This window comes from Micromonospora sp. NPDC023956 (assembly GCF_040639195.1).
Lineage (GTDB): Bacteria > Actinomycetota > Actinomycetes > Mycobacteriales > Micromonosporaceae > Micromonospora.
This window is the reverse complement of record NZ_JBEZZN010000002.1, coordinates 373,791-390,623: the sequence shown is the minus strand read 5'-3', so window position 1 is coordinate 390,623 and position 16,833 is coordinate 373,791. Positions and strand designations below refer to the sequence as shown.

The window sequence follows — 16,833 nt, the reverse complement described above, 5'->3', positions numbered from 1 at the left end:
TGCGTATCACTCCTGGTCGACCTGGCGGTGCACCCACGGGTACTGCTGGCTGCTGTACGAGCCGAGAGCGCGGCTCAAGCGGACCCGCGAAGGGGCGCTGACCTGGATGGAGTGGGCCGCCAGGGACTCGAACCCTGAACCTATGGATTAAAAGTCCACAGCTCTGCCATTGAGCTAGCGGCCCGCGCGCTCAGGCTACCGGACGACGCGTGTTGATCGCTCGTCGCTTCCGGTGGGGTGTCGGCCCTTGCCGGGGCGGGGTCGGCGGCATGCACCGGGTCGTCCACGGGAACCGTGGGAGGCATGAAACCGACCAGGACCGCCGCCGTGGCCGCCTCGGGCGAGGTGGCCGGGGACGACGCGCGTCAGCCGGCGGGCGAGGTGCACGCCTGGCTGCCGGGACAGAACCAGACCCTCTGCGGGCTGCCGTTGAGCCGTACCCGACTGCGTCGTTTCCCGCACGTGCCCTTCGACTACTCGGCCACCGACCAGCTCACCGGGGCCGACCGGGTCGGCCGGATCTGCCCGCGCTGCCTGGCCGCCGTCGGTGGGCGCGGCGGACGCCGCCGGCAGAGCTGGGAACGCCACTCACCCCGGCCCTGAGCACTCCTCCCCGCCGTACAGGGCCGGCCGAGCGTCGGCGGGCACGGTTGGAACGGGCCGTACCGGGTACCGGACCGGCATGCGGATCGTGGTGGTGGGGGCCAGCGGGAACCATGGCACGGCTCTGTTGCGCCGGTTGCGTCGGGAGTCGGGGCTGGAACTGGTGGGGGTGGCGCGCCGCCTGCCCGACCCGTCGGCCGGATCGCCGTACGACGCGGCCGAATGGCACTCCTGCGACATCGGTGAACCGGGAGCAGTCGACCAGCTCGCCGGGATCTTCGCCGGAGCGGACGCGGTGGTGCACCTGGCCTGGCAGATCCAGCCCAGCCACGACCAGCGGCAGCTGCACCGGACCAACGTCGGCGGGAGCCGTACGGTGGTCGACGCGGTGCTCCGGGCGAAGGTGCCGGCCCTGGTCTACGCCTCGTCGGTCGGCACGTACGCGCCCGGCCCGAAGGACCACCCGGTCAGCGAGCGCTGGCCGACGACCGGGGTGCGCGCGTCGTCGTACAGCCGGGACAAGGCGGCGGTCGAGGAACTGCTCGACCGGGTCGAGCGGGAGCACCCGGGGCTGCGCATCGTCCGGCTCCGGCCGGGGCTGGTCTTCCAGCGGGACGCGGCCACCGAGATCACCCGCTACTTCCTCGGGCCGTTCGCGCCGGTCCGGCTGCTGCGGTACGGCCGGCTCCCGCTGGTGCCCACCCACCCTCGACTACGCATGCAGGCGGTGCACGCCGACGACGTCGCCGACGCGTACGCCCGTGCGGTCCTCGGCGACGCGCGCGGCGCGTTCAACGTGGCGGCCGATCCGGTGCTCACCCCGGAGTTGGTCGCCCGGCACTTCCACGGCTGGACGGTGCCGGTGGCCGCCCCGGTGCTCCGGACGGCGGCGGCGTTGACCTGGCGGGCCCGGTTGCAGCCGGTCGATCCGGGCTGGGTGCAGTTGGCCCTGGGTGTGCCGCTGATGTCCAGCGAACGGGCCGAAACCGAGCTGGGCTGGCGGCCGGAGACGGACGCGCTGACCGCGCTGCGGGAACTCTTCGCCGGAATGGCCGACGGTGGGCACACGCCCAGCCCGCCGATGTCCGCCCGGAACGATCTCGCCGGCCGCCCCGGTGCGCTGCTGCTGGGCCGCCCCGCCGGGCACGGCAACCCGTACTGACTCTCCGCCGCCGGCCGAGACGACCGACGCCCGACCCGGCGAGCCGAGTCGGGCGTCAGCCCGTGACGATCCGGAGTGACCGGTCACGCGTCAGGCCTGACGACCCCGGCGGCCGGTCACCGGCCGCCGGGATCTGCGCGGTCAGGACTCGAAGGTCCTGCGACGGTAGAGGAGAAGCAGTGCCGCGCCGGTGGCGACGGCGATGCTGCCGAGGGCCGTCAGGACGGGTATCCGTCCGCTGCCGCCGCTAGTACCGGTCACCGGAAGTTCGGTACGGGTCGGCGTCGGGGCCCCGGTCGGCGTCCCCGTGGGCTTGCCGGTGGGCGTGCCGGTCGGGGTCGCCGTCGGGGTGCCGGTGGGGGTCGCCGTGGGCGTGCCGGTCGGAGTCCCGGTGGGCGTGCCCGTGGGTGTCGCCGTCGGAGTCCCGGTGGGCGTGCCCGTGGGTGTCGCGGTCGGGGTGCCGGTGGGCGTCGCGGTAGGTGTGCCGGTCGGGGTCGCGGTGGGCGTGCCGGTCGGGGTGCCCGTCGGGGTGGCGGTCGGACTGCCCGTCGGTGGGAGGCAGACGGGAGCGGTGATGACGTTGGAGTCGAGCGTGACGGCACCGGTCTGGGCCAGGGCACGGCCCTGGAGGGTCGCGCCGGTGTTCATGGTGATCGAGGTCTGGGCCAGGATGTTGCCGACGAACTGGGAGCCGGTGCCGATCGTGGCCGAGCTGCCGACCTGCCAGTAGACGTTGCAGGGCGAGGCGCCGTTGATGAACACCACGCTGCTGTTGGATGCGGTGATGAGGGTCGAGGCGATCTGGAAGATGAACGTCGCCCCCGCCTCACCCTGCGAGTCGAGCGTCAGGGTGCCGGTCAGTTGGGCGGCCCCGATCCGGTAGATCCCCGGAGTGAGCGTGGTTCCGCCGAGTTCCGAGGGGAGGCTGGTGAACGGGGTCCTACCGGCGGCGTCGTTGTAGGCCGTGGTCAGGTCGTTCTTGGCCTGGAGGGCGGCGGCGTCACCGAGGTGGATCTCGCCCGCGACCAGGCCCGGCGGGAAGCCGGGAGCGGTGTTGCCGGGGTGGACGCCGAGGTTCTGCCCCAGGAAGGTCGGGCCGGTGTTGGTGACGGTGGAGCCGGCCAGTACGGAGTAGTTCGCCGCCGTGCCCAGGCCGACCGGTGCCACCTGGGCGTTGGCGCCGGTTCCGCTGAGCAGCAGTACGGCGGTGGCCGCGCAGCCGGCGGTGACGGCCGCGAGTGCCGGCAGCACGACGCGGCGGCGGAGACGGAGTCGACGACGAAGGATCGAAATGACTGTCACGATGTGGCCCTCTCATGGTGCGTCCTCCGGCAGCGCCGTCACGACGGCGGCCTCGGCGTCACCCGGAAGTACAGATGTCCTTAATCGGACTTTTGCACACAAATCTGGGCGAGAGGGGCTGAACATCCAAAACTGCTGAGGGGGTCGCAGGTCGTGGCCGGAGCGCCGGCTCGGGCGTCAGCCCAGCTTCGATCCGCTCACCGTGGGGTTGCGTGCGCCGAGGAAGAAGATCCCCGGATAGCCGCGCGTCTCGAATCCGGCGCTGGGGTTCCGCCGCAGCGTGGACCTCTCGATCGTCATCGTGCCGGTGCGGTCGTTGCTGACGAAGAAGACCGCGCCGCCGCCCTCGTTGGCGCGGTTGTCCTCGACGATCGTGCCGGCGATCCGGACGCTGAACCCGTTGCCGTCGCAGTAGATCGCCCCGCCGCTGCCGCCGCCGGGCGTGCCGGCCCGGGCCGGGTTCGCCCCGGCACCGACCGCCCGGTTGCCCCGGAACACGCTGTTCAGCACCGACCAGCTGACGCCGATGCTGCTCAGCGCGCCGCCGTTCGCACACGAACCGCCGGTGAAGGTGCTGTTCACCACGTACACCGGCTTGTTCTCGTACTGGCTGAGCACCCGCAGCGCCGCGCCGCCGAGATCCGGTCCGGTGCGGTCGCAGCGGTTGTCGACGAACCGTGCGTTGACCACCTTGAACCGGCCGCCCCGGACGAAGATCGCGCCCCCGCCGCCACCCTCGGCACCGTCCCCGGTGGAGTTTCCGCCGGTGAGGGTGATGTTCTGCACGGTGAGCTGCGGGTGGTCCTGGTTCTGGCAGTGCGAGGTGGTCCAGCCCTGAGCCTGGTCGCAGGTGTTCATGTAGAGGATGCGTCGCTCGCCGCCGCCGCTGAGGGTGACCCTGCCGCCGCCGTCCAGCACGATCTTCGGCCCGTTGGCGTTCCGCACCTTCGCGGTGGCGCGCATCCGGATCGTCACCGGATCCGGGCCGCAGTCGAAGGTGATGGTCCCGCCGGCCGCGACCGCCTTCACCACCGCGTCCGAGGTACAGCTCGCGGGGGTGCCGGTGCCGATCACCCGGGTCGGGCGGGAGGTGTCCGCCGCCCGCGCCTCGGCCGGCACGGAGGCGCCGCCGCCCGGGTTGCCGGCCCGCAGCACGCCGCCACCGGAGGGCTTCGGGGTCGGGCTCGCGCTCCGACCGCCCATGCCGACCGACGCCCCCGGTACGGGGCTGGGGCCCGCGGCGGCCGGGGCGGACCCGGTGGCGACCGGGATCTCGGTGGCCGGCTCGCGGCCCGGCCCGGACGAGCCGCAGCCGGTGACGGCGACGGCCGCCAGGGCGAGGAGGGCGACGGCGGATCTCATGCGCACCGGTCGATGCTAGGCGCTCCGGCGCCCGTGACGTACTCCGGTCCGGTCGGCACCGTCCGGCGGATGCCGGAACCGGTCAGAAGCCGGCGCAGAGGTACGGCAGCTCACGCGGGAAGAGGCGACGCAACTCCGGCATCGCGTCGACCGGTACGTCCCCGAGCCCCCGCACCACCACCTCGGCCGGGTCGAGCGCCCCGTACACCAGCGCGGAGAGCCCGGCGGCGGTGAGCGTGGCGGACGGCGGGTCGACCGCGCCGACGGACGCCCCGGCCCGGAGCTCCACCTGCCCGGTCGTCCCGTCCAGCAGGTACGTCCCGGCGAGCCAGCGGTCCCCGGTCAACTCCACCCGGCAGCGCCCGGCCCCGGCGGGCAGCCCGACCAGCGCGTCCATCGAGAGCAGCCGGGCCATCGGGGCGGACTCGTCCGGCCGGGTCACCCGGGTCTCGCAGACCACCCCCAGGTCGGTGGCCCAGAGTTCGGGCAGGTCGTCCGGGGCGACCACCACACTCACCCGCGCCACCTGGTCGACGTGCCGGGCGAGGAACTGCAACAGCAGCGCGCGGGCGAGCGGGCTGGTGGCGAGCAGGTCGCCGCCGTCCAGGGTGCCGCCGTAGCCGTCGATCCGGTATGTGAGCAGGCCCTCGGTCACCCCGTCGACCCGTGCGGTCACCAGCCAGCGGTTGTCGTCCTCGCGTACCCGGATCCGGCGGTAGTCGGGAAGGACCGCGAAGCCGTGCCGCTGCACCAGGCAGCGGTCGTGGAAGGCGGCGTACTCGTCGTAGCCGGTGCCGGTCCGTTGCCAGACCACCTCGCCCGGCAGCTCCACGCGGAGCAGCGCGGCGAGGTCGTCCGGGGGGAAGGTGGCGGTCCGTGGCGCGGGCAGGCCGACGTAGCCGAACCGCTCGTAGAACGAGGGCCGGAACGGGTAGAGCGCGGAGAGCAGGTGTCCCTCGTCGCGCATCTCGTCGAGCAGCTGGTGCATCAGGTCCCGGACGTGTCCCTGGCGACGGGCGAGCGGGTGGCTGGCGAGCCCGGCGATCCCGGCCATCGGCAGCACCGCGCCGCGCAGGTTCTGCCGCATCGGGATGGCCGAGGCGCAGGCCAGGGTGGTGCCGTCCGTTTCGGCGACGAGTGTCCGGTTGCCCTCCTGGTACGGCAGCCAGTCCCGCATCGCCTCGGCGTCGTCGGCCGGGCGGGGCGTCTCGTCGAAGGAGTATGCCTGGAGCGGGAAACTGGTGGTCAGGCGTTCCCCGGGGGTGAGACGACGGATGCTCATCCGTCCATCCCAACCCCGCCCCCGGGGCCCCGCAACCCGGTTCGCCGTCATCAGGACGCCACCGGGAGCGGTGACGACGACCGGCGCGGCGGAGCACGTGGCACCAGCGGAGGCCGCGGCTCCGGCAGAACGCCCCGGACTGGCGGCGCTCCGCGCCGGCCGCCGGGTGCCGCTGCGCCGGGCGGTCGCCGGCCTGCTCGACCCGATCGCCCGGTACTACCTGCTCCGCCGAGGATGCCCCACGTGAACCGCGGTTCAGACCTCGGCGACGTCGGAGACCACGACGGTGACGTTGTCCGGCGCGCCCGCCTGGTGGGCCAGCTTCACCAGCTGCTCGGCACACTGCTGCCGGTCCCCGTAGGTGAACACGGTGTTCGCGACCGTACCGTCGTCGACGTAGTCGGAGAGCCCGTCGCTGCACAGCAGCAGCCGGTCGCCGGGCAGGACGGTGTAGCGGGCGACCGACGGGGGCGCGTCGATCCCCTGGACCGCCCGGGTGACCAGCGCCCGCTGCGGATGCTGGCGGGCGGCGGCGGGGGTGAGCGTTCCCTGGTCCACGAGGGCCTGGACGAAGGTGTCGTCCTTGGTGAGCTGGTGCAGCGCACCCTCACGGAGCAGGTAGCACCGGGAGTCCCCGACCTGGGCGACGATCAGCACGTCCCCGGCGAGCAGCGCGGCGGTCAGCGTGGTGCCCATGCCCTCGCGGGCCGGATCGGCGTCGATGGCGGCACGGATGCGCTGGTTGGCGGTCTGCACGACGGCGCGCAGCGCGTTCTCCGCCTCGTCCGGCGCCACCGGGGGTATCAGCTCGTCCAGGATCCGGATGACGATCTCGCTGGCGACCTCCCCGGCCGGCAGTCCACCCATTCCGTCCGCCACCGCGACCAGCCGTTCTCCGGCCAGTGCGGAGTCCTCGTTGTTGTTCCGAACCAGGCCGACATCGTTCAGGATGGCCGAGCGGAGGATCAGCGTCATGGGTGAAGTCTGCCAAGAAGACCACACCCACGTCTCCACCCACCACCGCCTCGGACGGTGTGGCGGCGTCGAACGGGCCCGGTTGCCGGCCGCGCGCGCCCGGACGGCGGCCCCGGCGTACCGTCCGACATCCAGCGTGGACGGAGCGCGACGCCCGGATCAGTCGCGGGGGTAGCGCAGCAGGAGACTCGCGGTGACCTCCTCGTCACCGATCGCCGCGTAGCCGTGCGGGACGTCCGACGTCCAGCGCAGGTGCCCACCCTCGGCGGCGGTCAGCGGCGCGTCCAGCGGACCGGCGCGGAGCACGCCCGCGAAGACGGTGACGTGCTCGGTGACCCCGGGCCGGTGCGGGGGCGACACCTGGCCCGGCCCGGGAGCGACCCGCAGCCGGTACAGCTCGTAGGTCGCCCCGGCCTCGGTGAACACCTCGAGCAGGGTGGCGCGCACTGCCGCGCCGCGCACCGAGGGCGCGTTCGCCGGCCCGGCCAGCACCGCACCCAGGGGTACACCGAGCTGCGCGGTCACCGCGTAGAGCGTCTCCAGGGTCGGGTTGCGGGTGCCGTTCTCCAGGCCGGAGAGGGTGGCCTTGCCGACCCCGGCCGACCGGGCCAGGGCGGAGAGCGAGAGGCCCCGTTCCTCCCGGAGGAGGCGGACCCGGCGACCGATGGCGGCGGCACCCTCCTCGGGGTGTCCGGGCTCGGCGGCTCCCGGCCGGGGGGCCGGTGGTCGATGGTCGGTCGGCATGCCGCTATCGTGCATCACGCTGCTGTTCCGTATACGGAACACTGTGGGAGGGAGACGGAATGGCCGGGGTCCTGCAACCCGTGCTGGCCGGCGTGGTGACCGCCCTGGTCGGCTTCGCCAGCTCGTTCACCGTGGTCCTGGCCGGGCTCCGGGCGGTCGGCGCCACCGAGACCCAGGCAGCCTCGGGGCTGCTCGCGGTCTGCGTCGTCTCCGGGGCCAGCGCCGTCTGGCTCGGTCTGCGGCACCGGCTGCCGATGAGTGTCGCCTGGTCCACGCCGGGGGCCGCGCTGCTGGTGGCGACCGGTCCGGTGACGGGCGGCTGGCCGGCCGCGGTCGGCGCGTTCGTGGTCTCCGGCCTGCTGGTCGTGGCCGCCGGTCTCTTCCCGCCGCTGAGCCGCGCGGTCGCCGCGATCCCGAAGCCGATCGCGGGCGCGATGCTGGCCGGTGTCCTCCTGCCGCTGTGCACGGCACCGGTGCGGGCGCTGGTCGAGGTGCCCGCACTCGCCGGGCCGGTGGTGGTCGTCTGGCTCCTGCTGCACCGGTTCGCCCGTCGCTGGGCGGTGCCGGGCGCGCTCGCCGTCGCGGTGGTGGCGATCGCGGCGACCGCACCGTCCGGTCGGCTCGGGGACACCCGGCTCTGGCCGGTGTTCGACCCGACGTCACCGGCCTGGAGCCTGCCGGCCCTGGCCGGACTGGCGGTGCCGCTGTTCCTGGTCACCATGGCCGCGCAGAACGTACCGGGCATGGCGGTGCTCACCGGGTACGGCTACCGCCCACCGTTCGGCTCCGCCCTCCGGACCACCGGGCTGGCCAGCGTGGCCGCCGCGCCCGTCGGTGGGCACGCGGTCAACCTGGCGGCGATCACCGCCGCGCTGGCCGCCGGACCGGACGCCCACCCCGACCCGGAGCGACGCTGGATCGCCTCGGTCACCGCCGGGGTCGGGTTGGCCCTGCTCGGTCTCGGCGCGGGGGTGGCCACCACGCTGGTGCTGCTCTCGCCGCCGGTGCTGATCGAGGCGGTCGCCGGCCTGGCCCTGCTCGGCGCGCTGGCCACCGCCCTGACCGCGGCCGTCGCCGAGCCGGAGGCCCGCGAGGCGGCGGTGGTCACCTTCGTGGTCACCGCCGCCGGGGTCACCCTGCTCGGCATCGGCGGGGCCTTCTGGGGACTGCTGGCCGGCGGGGCGATGCTGCTCCTCTTCCGCATCCCCGGCCGGCCCGGCCCTCAGCCGCCGGTCCCGTCCCCGCCCCGTCCCTCGTCGTCCGTCCCTGCTCCACCCGGACCCTCGTCGTCCGTCCCTTCCCCGGTCGGACCCTCGTCGTCCGTTTCCTCCCCGGTGGGGCCCTCGTCGGCGGGTCGGCCGGCGGGCACCGGATCGAGGCAGGATCGGAGTCGGGAGCGGGAGGTGCCGGCGGAGCGGGCAGGTGACCGTTCGCCGGAAAACGCCTGTGGAGCTGCCCGCACGGACGGGGCACCGGGAGGCTGATCGCCGAGCCGGCAGCCGATCACCGGTACCGGGTGGTCCGGGGGCGGTGTGTTGCCGTCGGGGCTACTCCTCGCGGGCCAGGTCGGTGGCGGGGACGGTGAGGCGTACCTGCTGATCGGCGACGTCGGCGATCTGCTCGGCGAGGGCGTAGACCGCCGAGCCGGCGGAGGTGATCTTCAGGTAGCCGCTGCGCAGCAGCCGGGCCGCCAGGTCGGCCGGCACGTCCGGTTCCTCGACCGCCACGGACTCGATCAGCTCGTCGAGGCTGCTGCCCGGGTCGGCGGTCGGCGCCTCCACGGCCACCGCGTTCGGGTCGCCGCGCTGGACGAGGTCGACCGTGCCGACCTCGGTGCCGCTCGCGTCGACGACCCGCATGCCGGTGGTGACCCGTCCGATGACCGTCTGCGCGTCCGTGTCCTGTCGCGTCATGGTGGGGCGGTTCCCGGCTCGACGTCCGGCTAAACGCGGGGCGGACGCCGAGAGAGCTCGCGCCAGGTGTCGATGCCGGCGAGCAGGGCCCGGACCGTCTCCTCGGCCTCCTCGGCGCTGCCGTACTCGTAGAACCGGGAGACGCCCTCGGCACCACCGGCGCGTTGTTCGACGTGCCACCGGTCGGCGTCCACCCGGAGGAAGACGTCCCGCCGGGCCAGCCGCCCCCACTTGCCGTTCCACCAGTGCTTTCGTTGCTCCATCGCGGCACTGTATCGAACATGCGTACGAAACAATCCGGCCCCTGCGGGATTCCTGCAGGGGCCGGTGTGCGTGGTCGGATCAGCGCGCGGTCGGCGGCTCCGGCCGGCGACCGAGCACGTCGTCCAGCGCGCCGCGCTGCTGCCCGGGGGTGGTGTGCCCGGCGGCGAGCAGGGCGTCCCGGATCTCGGTGAGCAGCTTGACCTCCTCGCTCGGGGCCTTCGGCGGCGGCTCCTCGCCCCGCTGGCGCCGCTCGGCGAGCTTGTTCATCGGGAAGACCACCAGGAAGTAGAGCGCCGCCGCGGTGAGCAGGAACGTGATCAGCGCGTTCACGAAGGCCACCCAGTCGAAGGGGATCTCCCGGTACATCGGGGTCGAGCCCTCCAGGCCCTTCGGGTTGCCGGTGATCAGCACGATGAGCACCCGTACCAGGGGCTCCAGGAACGACTTCGTGAGCTGCGTGACCACGCCGGTGAACGCGGCGCCGATCACGACGCCGACCGCCAGGTCGACGACGTTGCCCCGCATGATGAAGTCCTTGAAACCTTTGAACATCTGCCACTCCCGCTGTCCGGTGCTCGATCCCGGACAACCTATGCCCCGACCTGGTGCTCCAGGAACGCGCCCGCCTCGTGCGCGGCCCGCGCCGGGTCGCCCGCCCGGATCGCCGCCACCAGTCGACTGTGGTCGACGTACCGGTCCGGTTCCAGCGAACCGACCGCCTGGGCGACGGAGGCCCGCATCGCGGTGCCCACCGAGGCGTACAGCTCGGCGAGCATGGCGTTGTGGGCGGCGGCCACCACCACGACGTGCAGCCGGGCGTCGGCCTCCACGAACTCCTCGAACCGGCCGTCGTGCCAGGCCGCCTCCCGCTGCGCCAGCGCCGCGTCGAGCGCTGCCAGGTCCTCCGGGGTGCGCCGAAGCGCGGCCAGTCGGGCGGCCTCCACCTCGAACGCGCGGCGGACCTCGACCACCTCCGTCATCCGGTCGTCGGCGAGTCGGCGGGCCACCACCGGGGCCAACTCGTCGGTCGACACCACGTACGTGCCGGAGCCCTGGCGGCACTCCAGCACTCCGGCGTGCACCAGCGCGCGGACCGCCTCCCGGACGGTGTTCCGCCCCACCCCGAGCGCGGCGACGAGTTGCGGCTCGGTCGGGATCCGTGCGCCCAACGGCCACTCCCCGCCGAGGATCCGGGACCTGAGCTGCTCGATCGTCTCGCTCACCCGTCGACCCCGGGGCGGCACGGGCGGGGAATGGTCCGACGGTGTCACTGGTTACAACCCACGCCGAAATTCATCCCATGATTGTAGGTTCGAGGTCATGACCCCGCCAACAGCCGCCCTCGCGGGACCCGACGTGGCCCCCGGCGTCCCCCCGGCGACCCCCGTCGACGGGCCGCCCGACCCGCCGGCCGCCACCCCTGCCGCCACCCCGGCCCGACCGGGAACCGGCGGGCTGCTGGTGCTCGCCGGGATGCTCCTGGTGGCGCTGAACCTACGGGCCGCCATCACCAGCCTCGGCGCGCTCCTCGACGAGGTCCGCACCGGCCTGGCGCTCTCCGGCGCGATGGCCGGGTTCGTGACCACGCTGCCCACCATCGCGTTCGCCGTGTTCGGGGCGTTCACGCCGTGGCTGGTGCGGCGCGTCGCCCCGGCCCGGGTGCTGGTGGTGGCGATGGTCACCCTCGCCCTGGGGCAGTTGCTGCGGGTCCTCACCGGCTCGGCCGTGGTCTTCCTGGTCGCCAGCGCGCTCGCGCTGGCCGGGATCGCGGTGGCGAACATCCTGCTGCCGATGCTGGTCAAGCAGTACTTCCCGCACCGCACCGGGCTGATCACCGGGGCGTACACGGTGGCCCTGACCCTCGGTACGACGGTGGCCGCCGCCGCGGCGGTGCCGATCGCCCACGCGTTCGGGTCGTGGCGGGCCGGTCTCGGCGTCTGGGCCGCACTGGCCCTGGTGGCCGTACTCCCGTGGGTGCCGCTGGCGCTGCGGGCGCGGGCCGCCGCGCGGCGGGCGGGGCGGACGGCACAGGCGTCCCCCCGGTCGCGGATCCGGCCGGAACGCACCCGGCTCGGGTGGGCCATGGCGACCTACTTCGGGGCCCAGTCGCTCAGCGGGTACGTGGTGATGGGCTGGCTGGCCCAGCTCTTCCGGGACGCCGGCTACCAGCCGCAGGACGCCGGGCTGCTGCTCGCCGGGGTGACCGCGTTCGGGGTGCCGGTGGCCCTGGTCATGCCCGCCATCGCCACCCGGCTGCGCACCCTGCGCCCACTGGTGCTCTTCCTGTCCCTGTCGGCGACCCTGTCCTACCTGGGTCTCGCGTTCGCGCCGCACGACCTGGCCCTGCTCTGGGTGATCCTGCTGGCCGTCGGTCAGGGCGCGTTCCCGCTGATCCTGACCACCATCGGCCTGCGGGCGCGCACGGCCGAGGGAACGGTGCAGCTCTCGGCGTTCGCGCAGAGCACCGGGTATGTGATCGCCGGGCTCGGCCCGCTGCTCGTCGGCATCCTCTACGAGGCGACCGGCGGCTGGCAGGTGCCGATCGCCTTCCTGCTGCTCGCCCTGGTCGTGCAGACCGGCGCCGGCCTGGCGATCGCCCGCCCCCGCTACATCGAGGACGAGTGACCCGGCGGGCGACCCGCGTCGGGGTGGCTCAGGAGGCCGGGGTCGGCTCCCCGGCCACCGCCTCGTCCACGGTCGGGTAGGTCTGCAGGACCTCGACCAGTCCGCTGACCTCGAGGATGCGCAGCACACCGCGCTGCGGTGCGGCGAGGCGCACCTCGCCGCCGGCCTCGTCGCAGCTGTTCTTGGCGCGCACGAAGACCGACAGCCCGGTCGAGTCGCAGAACGAGACTTCCGCCAGGTCGAAGACCAGCCGGCTGCGCCCCTTGTCGAGCAGGTCGGTGATCTGGTCCTGGAGCTGGGGGGCGGTGGCCATGTCCAGCTCGCCCGCGACCGACACCACGACCACGTCGCCGCGCTGTTCCGTGTGCACCGTCAACGACATCCGCCAGACCTCCTGTTGTCGGTGGAACCGTATCCCACCGACGGGGTGCCATGTAGAACGGGAGCCGTTCGCGGGGGCGGACGTCAGGTCTTTGCTCTGCAACAACTAGTCTGGCCGGGGCCGGTGATAGAGTCCGCCCCGGTCAGGGTGGAGGGGGAATCCGATGGCGCTGAGCACGGAAGTGAGTGGACGGCTCGCCGGCCTGCTCACCGAGCATGCCGACGTGGTGACGCAGCGCTGGACGGAGGCGATCGCGGCCTCGCTGCGGGGTCGGCTCAGTCAGGCGGAACTGCGCGGTCAGGTGCAGGATCTGCACCGCAGCATGGTCGTCGCCGGTGAGGGCGGGGCCATCGACCTGGAGTCGGAGCGGGCCGCCGAACTGCGGGCCGTGCTCGCCGAGCTGTCCCGGGGCCGGGCCCGGCAGGGCTTCACCGCCACCGAGACGGCGATCAGCATCTACGCCCTCAAGGACGTGCTGCTGGAGCTGATAGAGGGCCTCCCGGACGACGGCACCCGGCTCCGCGACTTCGTGGGCTTCTCCCGCCTCATCGACAAGATGGGGCTGTTCACCTTCGAGAGCTACGTCCGCACCCGGGAGAGCCTGATCGCGGACCAGGCCGAGCAGCTCCTCGAGCTCTCCACCCCGGTGGTGAAGCTCTGGGAGGGCGTGGTCGCGGTGCCGCTGGTCGGCACCCTCGACTCGGCCCGGGCCCAGGTGGTGATGGAGCGGCTGCTCCAGACCCTGGTCGACACCGGCTCGCCGTACGCGATCATCGACATCACCGGTGTGCCGGCGGTGGACACCCAGGTCGCCCAGCACATCCTGAAGACGGTGGTGGCCGCCCGACTGATGGGGGCCGACTGCATCATCTCCGGCATCCGGCCGCAGATCGCGCAGACCATCGTGGCGCTCGGCATCGAGTTCGGTGACATCGCCACCAAGGCCAGCCTCGCCGACGCCCTGCGCCACGTGCTGCGGCTCACCGGCGTCGAGACCCCCCACCGCCGCGCACGCCGGGAGGCCTGATGGAGCGGGTGCCGGTCCTCAAGATCGGTGACATCCTGCTGGTCTCGATCCAGGTGGACATGGAGGACCAGACCGCCCTGCAACTCCAGGAGGACCTGGCCGAACGGATCGTCGCGACCGGTTGTCACGGGGTGATCATCGACATCACCGCGTTGGACATCGTCGACTCGTTCATCGGCCGGATGCTCTCCACCATCGCGTCCATCTCCAAGGTGCTCGACGCCGAGACCGTGGTGGTCGGGATGCGTCCCGCGGTCGCCATCACCCTGGTGGAGCTGGGCCTGTCCCTCAACGGCATCCGGACCGCCCTGAACGTCGAACGGGGTATCGAACTCATCGCGGCGGCCCGAGCCGAGGACGACGACCTCGACATCGATCCCACCGACGCCGAACCGGCGGCGACGTCGCCATGACCACCGGTATCGACCTGGGCCGTCCGCAGGCGCAGGTGATCCGGCGCGACGAGGACGTGGTCCGTGTCCGTCAGCTGGTGCGTACCGTCGCGGTCGCCGTCAAGCTCTCCCTGGTCGACCAGACCAAACTGGTGACCGCCGCCAGCGAACTGGCCCGCAACACACTGGTCTACGGCGGTGGTGGCGACGTCGAGGTGACCGTCGTCGACAACGGCGTACGGCGCGGGGTGCGGATCGTCTTCGCCGACACCGGGCCGGGTATCGCCGACCTCGACCTGGCTCTCACCGACGGCTACACCACCGGCGGCGGCCTCGGGCTCGGGCTCAGCGGTGCCCGTCGCCTGGTCGACGAGTTCGACATCCGGACCGCGGTGGGCGAAGGGACCGTGATCACCGTGACCAAGTGGTCTCGATGATCACCGAGCCCGTCTCCGACGAGGGCCTCTGGTTCCGGGTCGAGACGAGCAGCGCGGCCAGCGCGGTACGCCGGGCCGCCGAGCGGCTCGGCCAGCAGTTGCACCTCGGCGACCGGCGCACCGCCGACCTGGCGATCGTCGCCGCCGAACTGACCAGCAACCTGGTCAAGCACGCCCAGGACGGGGTGCTGCTGCTCCGTCCCACCCGGCGCGACGGGGAGGCCGGCGTGGAACTGATCGCCGTCGACTCCGGACCCGGCATGGCCGACCTCACCGTCTCCTCCCGGGACGGACACTCCACCACCGGCACCCTCGGCATCGGTCTCGGCGCGATCGCCCGGCAGGCCAGCCGGTACGACGGCTACTCGCAGACCGGTCGGGGCACGGTGCTCGCCGTGCAGGTGTGGCCGTCGGCCGCACCGCCTGCCGACTGGGCGGCCGGTATCACCCGGCCGCTGACCGGGGAGGCCCGGTCCGGGGACACCTTCGCCGCGCGGCTGGCCGACGGACGTCCGCAGGTGCTGGTCTGCGACGGGCTCGGGCACGGCCCGCTGGCCGCCGCCGCCGCCGACGCCGCCAGCACCGCCTTCCGCGCCGCGCCGGCCGGCTCGCCGAAGGCCGTGGTGGAGCACCTGCACCGGTCGCTCACGCACACCCGGGGTGCCGCGCTCGCGGTCGCCGAGTTGGAGCCGTCGGCCGGGCGGTTGCGCTACGCCGGACTGGGTAACATCGCCGCCGCCGTGGTCGAGGACGGCCGGCGGCGCGGGCTGGTCTCGCTTCCCGGCATCGCCGGCCACCAGCGGCCCGTGGTCCGGGAGTACGAGTACCCGTTCGGCGAGGACGCCCTGCTGGTCATGCACAGCGACGGGGTGGCCGACCGCTGGCAGCTCACCGACTACCCGGGGCTGGCCGACCGGTCCCCGCTGCTGGCCGCCGCCACCATCCTGCGCGACTACGGCGTACGACGCGACGACGCCGGTGTCCTCGTCGCCCGGGCCCCGGCATGAGCTCCCCGGTCTCCGCCCCGCTGTTGCAGATGACGCTCCGCGCCGAACCCGACATCTTCGTGCTGCGGCAACGGGGGCGGGAGGTGGCGCTCGCCGTCGGTCTGGAGTACCAGGACCAGATCCGCATCGCCACCGCGCTCAGCGAGGTCGCCCGGGACCTGGTCCGGACCGTCGGCGGCGCGGACGTCGCCTTCTACGCCGCCGGGGTGGAGGAGGGGCGGCCGGTCCTGAGGGTCGACCTGGCCCCGCTGCGACCGTTCGGGCCGGCCGGGTACCAGCCGGTCTCCGGCGCGGTCGCCCGGTTGGTGGACAGACTGGACCTGCCCCCGGCCGAGGGGGTTACCGTCATCCGGATGTCGCGACGCATCCCGGCCCACGCGGAGGCGCTGACCCCGCAGCGTCTCGCCGCACTGCGCGCCCGCCTCGCGCAGAGCACGCCGGGTAGCGCACTGGACGAACTCACCTTCCAGAACGAGCAGCTCATCACCGCCCTCGACGAGGTACGCAGCCAGCGTGACGAGCTGCGCGTGCTCAACGAGGAACTCCAGGAGACCAACCGGGGCGTGCTCGCGCTCTACAACCAGCTCTCCGAGGAGCTGGAGGAGACCAACCGGGGCGTGGTGGCGCTCTACGCCGAGCTGGACGAGAAGTCGGCGCAGCTCAAGGCGGCCAGCGAGTCGAAGAGCCGGTTCCTGGCCAACGTCAGCCACGAGCTGCGCGCACCGGTCACCGCCGTCATCGGACTGGCCCGGCTGCTCGCCGACTCGGCGTCGGACCCGCTCACCGGCGAGCAGGCCCGCCAGGTGGGGCTGATCCGGTCCTCCGCGACCGACCTGCTGGTCCTGGTCAACGACCTGCTCGACCTGGCCAAGGCCGAGTCCGGCCGGATCGAGCCGGACTGGACCGAGGTGGACCTGCGGGTGGTCTTCGGTCAGCTCCGGGGCACGCTTCGGGCGTTGGCCACCCGGCCCGGGGTGGAACTGACGATCGAGGAGCCGCCGCACCCGGCGACCCTCCGGTCGGACGAGACCCTGCTGACCCGGGTGCTGCGCAACCTGCTGCACAACGGGCTCAAGTTCACCGAGGCGGGCGAGGTGCGGATGCGCGCCGACCTGGTCGACGGCCGGTGGCGGATCGTCGTCTCGGACACCGGCATCGGCATCGCACCGGACCTGCACGAGCGGATCTTCGAGGAGTTCTACCAGGTGCCCGGAAGCGCGAGGGGCGCCGGCACCGGCCTCGGCCTGCCGTACGCCCGACAGTTGGTCATGCTGCTCGGCGGAACCCTGAGCGTGACCAGCGAGCCCGGCCGGGGTAGTGCGTTCACCCTCCACCTGCCGTTGAACGGGGCGTGAG

Annotated in this window: 20 protein-coding genes and 1 tRNA gene; 10 read left to right on the top strand and 11 right to left on the bottom strand. The window is 73.3% G+C overall.

Going from position 1 to position 16,833, the window contains the following annotated elements; genetic code table 11:
* Positions 1-112 precede the first annotated feature (112 nt).
* Positions 113-184: transfer RNA gene (locus AB0F58_RS04240), tRNA-Lys, on the bottom strand.
* 119 nt (positions 185-303) lie between these two features.
* Between AB0F58_RS04240 and AB0F58_RS04235 the strand changes: the two genes are divergently transcribed.
* Both AB0F58_RS04235 and AB0F58_RS04230 read left to right on the top strand, forming a co-directional pair.
* Positions 304-603 (top strand): hypothetical protein, encoded by a 300-nt coding sequence (locus AB0F58_RS04235; RefSeq protein ID WP_357137658.1) that lies wholly within the window; start codon positions 304-306, stop codon positions 601-603.
* Positions 604-682: 79 nt separating this feature from the next.
* A complete protein-coding gene (locus AB0F58_RS04230; protein ID WP_357137656.1) occupies positions 683-1,765 on the top strand; it encodes an NAD-dependent epimerase/dehydratase family protein in 1,083 nt (360 codons plus the stop codon).
* Positions 1,766-1,906: 141 nt separating this feature from the next.
* Here AB0F58_RS04230 and AB0F58_RS04225 read toward each other — a convergent pair whose 3' ends face one another.
* The 3 genes from AB0F58_RS04225 to AB0F58_RS04215 form a co-directional block, all read right to left on the bottom strand.
* Entirely contained in the window at positions 1,907-3,016 is a 1,110-nt protein-coding gene (locus AB0F58_RS04225) for an ice-binding family protein (RefSeq protein WP_357137654.1), read from the bottom strand.
* Between the two features lie 228 nt (positions 3,017-3,244).
* Positions 3,245-4,429 carry a hypothetical protein gene (locus AB0F58_RS04220; protein WP_357138682.1) on the bottom strand — a complete coding sequence of 395 codons (1,185 nt, stop codon included), beginning with the start codon at positions 4,427-4,429 and terminating at the stop codon, positions 3,245-3,247.
* A gap of 82 nt (positions 4,430-4,511) precedes the next feature.
* On the bottom strand, positions 4,512-5,711 hold the full coding sequence (locus tag AB0F58_RS04215; protein WP_357137650.1) for a GNAT family N-acetyltransferase: 1,200 nt from the start codon (positions 5,709-5,711) through the stop codon (positions 4,512-4,514).
* A 70-nt stretch (positions 5,712-5,781) separates the two neighbouring features.
* Here AB0F58_RS04215 and AB0F58_RS04210 point away from each other — a divergent pair, with 70 nt between their 5' ends.
* Positions 5,782-5,958: a hypothetical protein gene (locus AB0F58_RS04210; RefSeq protein WP_357137648.1), complete on the top strand. Its 177-nt coding sequence runs from the start codon at positions 5,782-5,784 to the stop codon at positions 5,956-5,958.
* A gap of 8 nt (positions 5,959-5,966) precedes the next feature.
* On the opposite strand, the gene AB0F58_RS04205 is transcribed toward AB0F58_RS04210, so the two are convergent.
* Positions 5,967-6,686 (bottom strand): protein phosphatase 2C domain-containing protein, encoded by a 720-nt coding sequence (locus AB0F58_RS04205; RefSeq protein WP_357137645.1) that lies wholly within the window; start codon positions 6,684-6,686, stop codon positions 5,967-5,969.
* A 159-nt stretch (positions 6,687-6,845) separates the two neighbouring features.
* Positions 6,846-7,430, bottom strand: coding sequence for an XRE family transcriptional regulator (locus tag AB0F58_RS04200; RefSeq protein WP_357137642.1), 585 nt, complete (start codon positions 7,428-7,430; stop codon positions 6,846-6,848).
* 59 nt (positions 7,431-7,489) lie between these two features.
* Between AB0F58_RS04200 and AB0F58_RS04195 the strand changes: the two genes are divergently transcribed.
* Positions 7,490-8,914, top strand: a complete 1,425-nt coding sequence (locus AB0F58_RS04195; protein ID WP_357137639.1) for a benzoate/H(+) symporter BenE family transporter — start codon at positions 7,490-7,492, stop codon at positions 8,912-8,914.
* A 63-nt stretch (positions 8,915-8,977) separates the two neighbouring features.
* On the opposite strand, the gene AB0F58_RS04190 is transcribed toward AB0F58_RS04195, so the two are convergent.
* The 4 genes from AB0F58_RS04190 to AB0F58_RS04175 form a co-directional block, all read right to left on the bottom strand.
* A complete protein-coding gene (locus AB0F58_RS04190) occupies positions 8,978-9,343 on the bottom strand; it encodes a hypothetical protein (RefSeq protein WP_357137636.1) in 366 nt (121 codons plus the stop codon).
* 29 nt (positions 9,344-9,372) lie between these two features.
* On the bottom strand, positions 9,373-9,606 hold the full coding sequence (locus AB0F58_RS04185; protein WP_357137634.1) for a hypothetical protein: 234 nt from the start codon (positions 9,604-9,606) through the stop codon (positions 9,373-9,375).
* 79 nt (positions 9,607-9,685) lie between these two features.
* A complete protein-coding gene (gene mscL / locus AB0F58_RS04180) occupies positions 9,686-10,159 on the bottom strand; it encodes a large conductance mechanosensitive channel protein MscL (RefSeq protein ID WP_357137631.1) in 474 nt (157 codons plus the stop codon).
* A gap of 38 nt (positions 10,160-10,197) precedes the next feature.
* Positions 10,198-10,878: an FCD domain-containing protein gene (locus AB0F58_RS04175; protein ID WP_357137628.1), complete on the bottom strand. Its 681-nt coding sequence runs from the start codon at positions 10,876-10,878 to the stop codon at positions 10,198-10,200.
* Positions 10,879-10,927: 49 nt separating this feature from the next.
* Here AB0F58_RS04175 and AB0F58_RS04170 point away from each other — a divergent pair, with 49 nt between their 5' ends.
* Entirely contained in the window at positions 10,928-12,232 is a 1,305-nt protein-coding gene (locus AB0F58_RS04170) for an MFS transporter (RefSeq protein ID WP_357137626.1), read from the top strand.
* Positions 12,233-12,260: 28 nt separating this feature from the next.
* Here the strand turns inward: AB0F58_RS04170 and AB0F58_RS04165 are convergent, their stop codons facing one another.
* Positions 12,261-12,614: an STAS domain-containing protein gene (locus AB0F58_RS04165; RefSeq protein WP_357137623.1), complete on the bottom strand. Its 354-nt coding sequence runs from the start codon at positions 12,612-12,614 to the stop codon at positions 12,261-12,263.
* Positions 12,615-12,777: 163 nt separating this feature from the next.
* Between AB0F58_RS04165 and AB0F58_RS04160 the strand changes: the two genes are divergently transcribed.
* From AB0F58_RS04160 to AB0F58_RS04140, 5 genes are read left to right on the top strand one after another with little or no spacing between them, the layout of a single operon-like run.
* Positions 12,778-13,641, top strand: a complete 864-nt coding sequence (locus AB0F58_RS04160) for an STAS domain-containing protein (protein WP_357137620.1) — start codon at positions 12,778-12,780, stop codon at positions 13,639-13,641.
* Positions 13,641-14,054, top strand: a complete 414-nt coding sequence (locus tag AB0F58_RS04155; RefSeq protein ID WP_145820836.1) for an STAS domain-containing protein — start codon at positions 13,641-13,643, stop codon at positions 14,052-14,054. Before AB0F58_RS04160 ends, AB0F58_RS04155 begins: the two co-directional genes overlap by 1 nt.
* On the top strand, positions 14,051-14,470 hold the full coding sequence (locus AB0F58_RS04150; protein ID WP_357137616.1) for an ATP-binding protein: 420 nt from the start codon (positions 14,051-14,053) through the stop codon (positions 14,468-14,470). Before AB0F58_RS04155 ends, AB0F58_RS04150 begins: the two co-directional genes overlap by 4 nt.
* Positions 14,467-15,477, top strand: coding sequence for a SpoIIE family protein phosphatase (locus tag AB0F58_RS04145; RefSeq protein ID WP_357137614.1), 1,011 nt, complete (start codon positions 14,467-14,469; stop codon positions 15,475-15,477). The genes AB0F58_RS04150 and AB0F58_RS04145 overlap by 4 nt, the downstream gene beginning before the upstream one ends.
* Positions 15,474-16,832 (top strand): sensor histidine kinase, encoded by a 1,359-nt coding sequence (locus tag AB0F58_RS04140; RefSeq protein WP_357137611.1) that lies wholly within the window; start codon positions 15,474-15,476, stop codon positions 16,830-16,832. Before AB0F58_RS04145 ends, AB0F58_RS04140 begins: the two co-directional genes overlap by 4 nt.
* The last annotated feature ends 1 nt before the right edge of the window (position 16,833 follow it).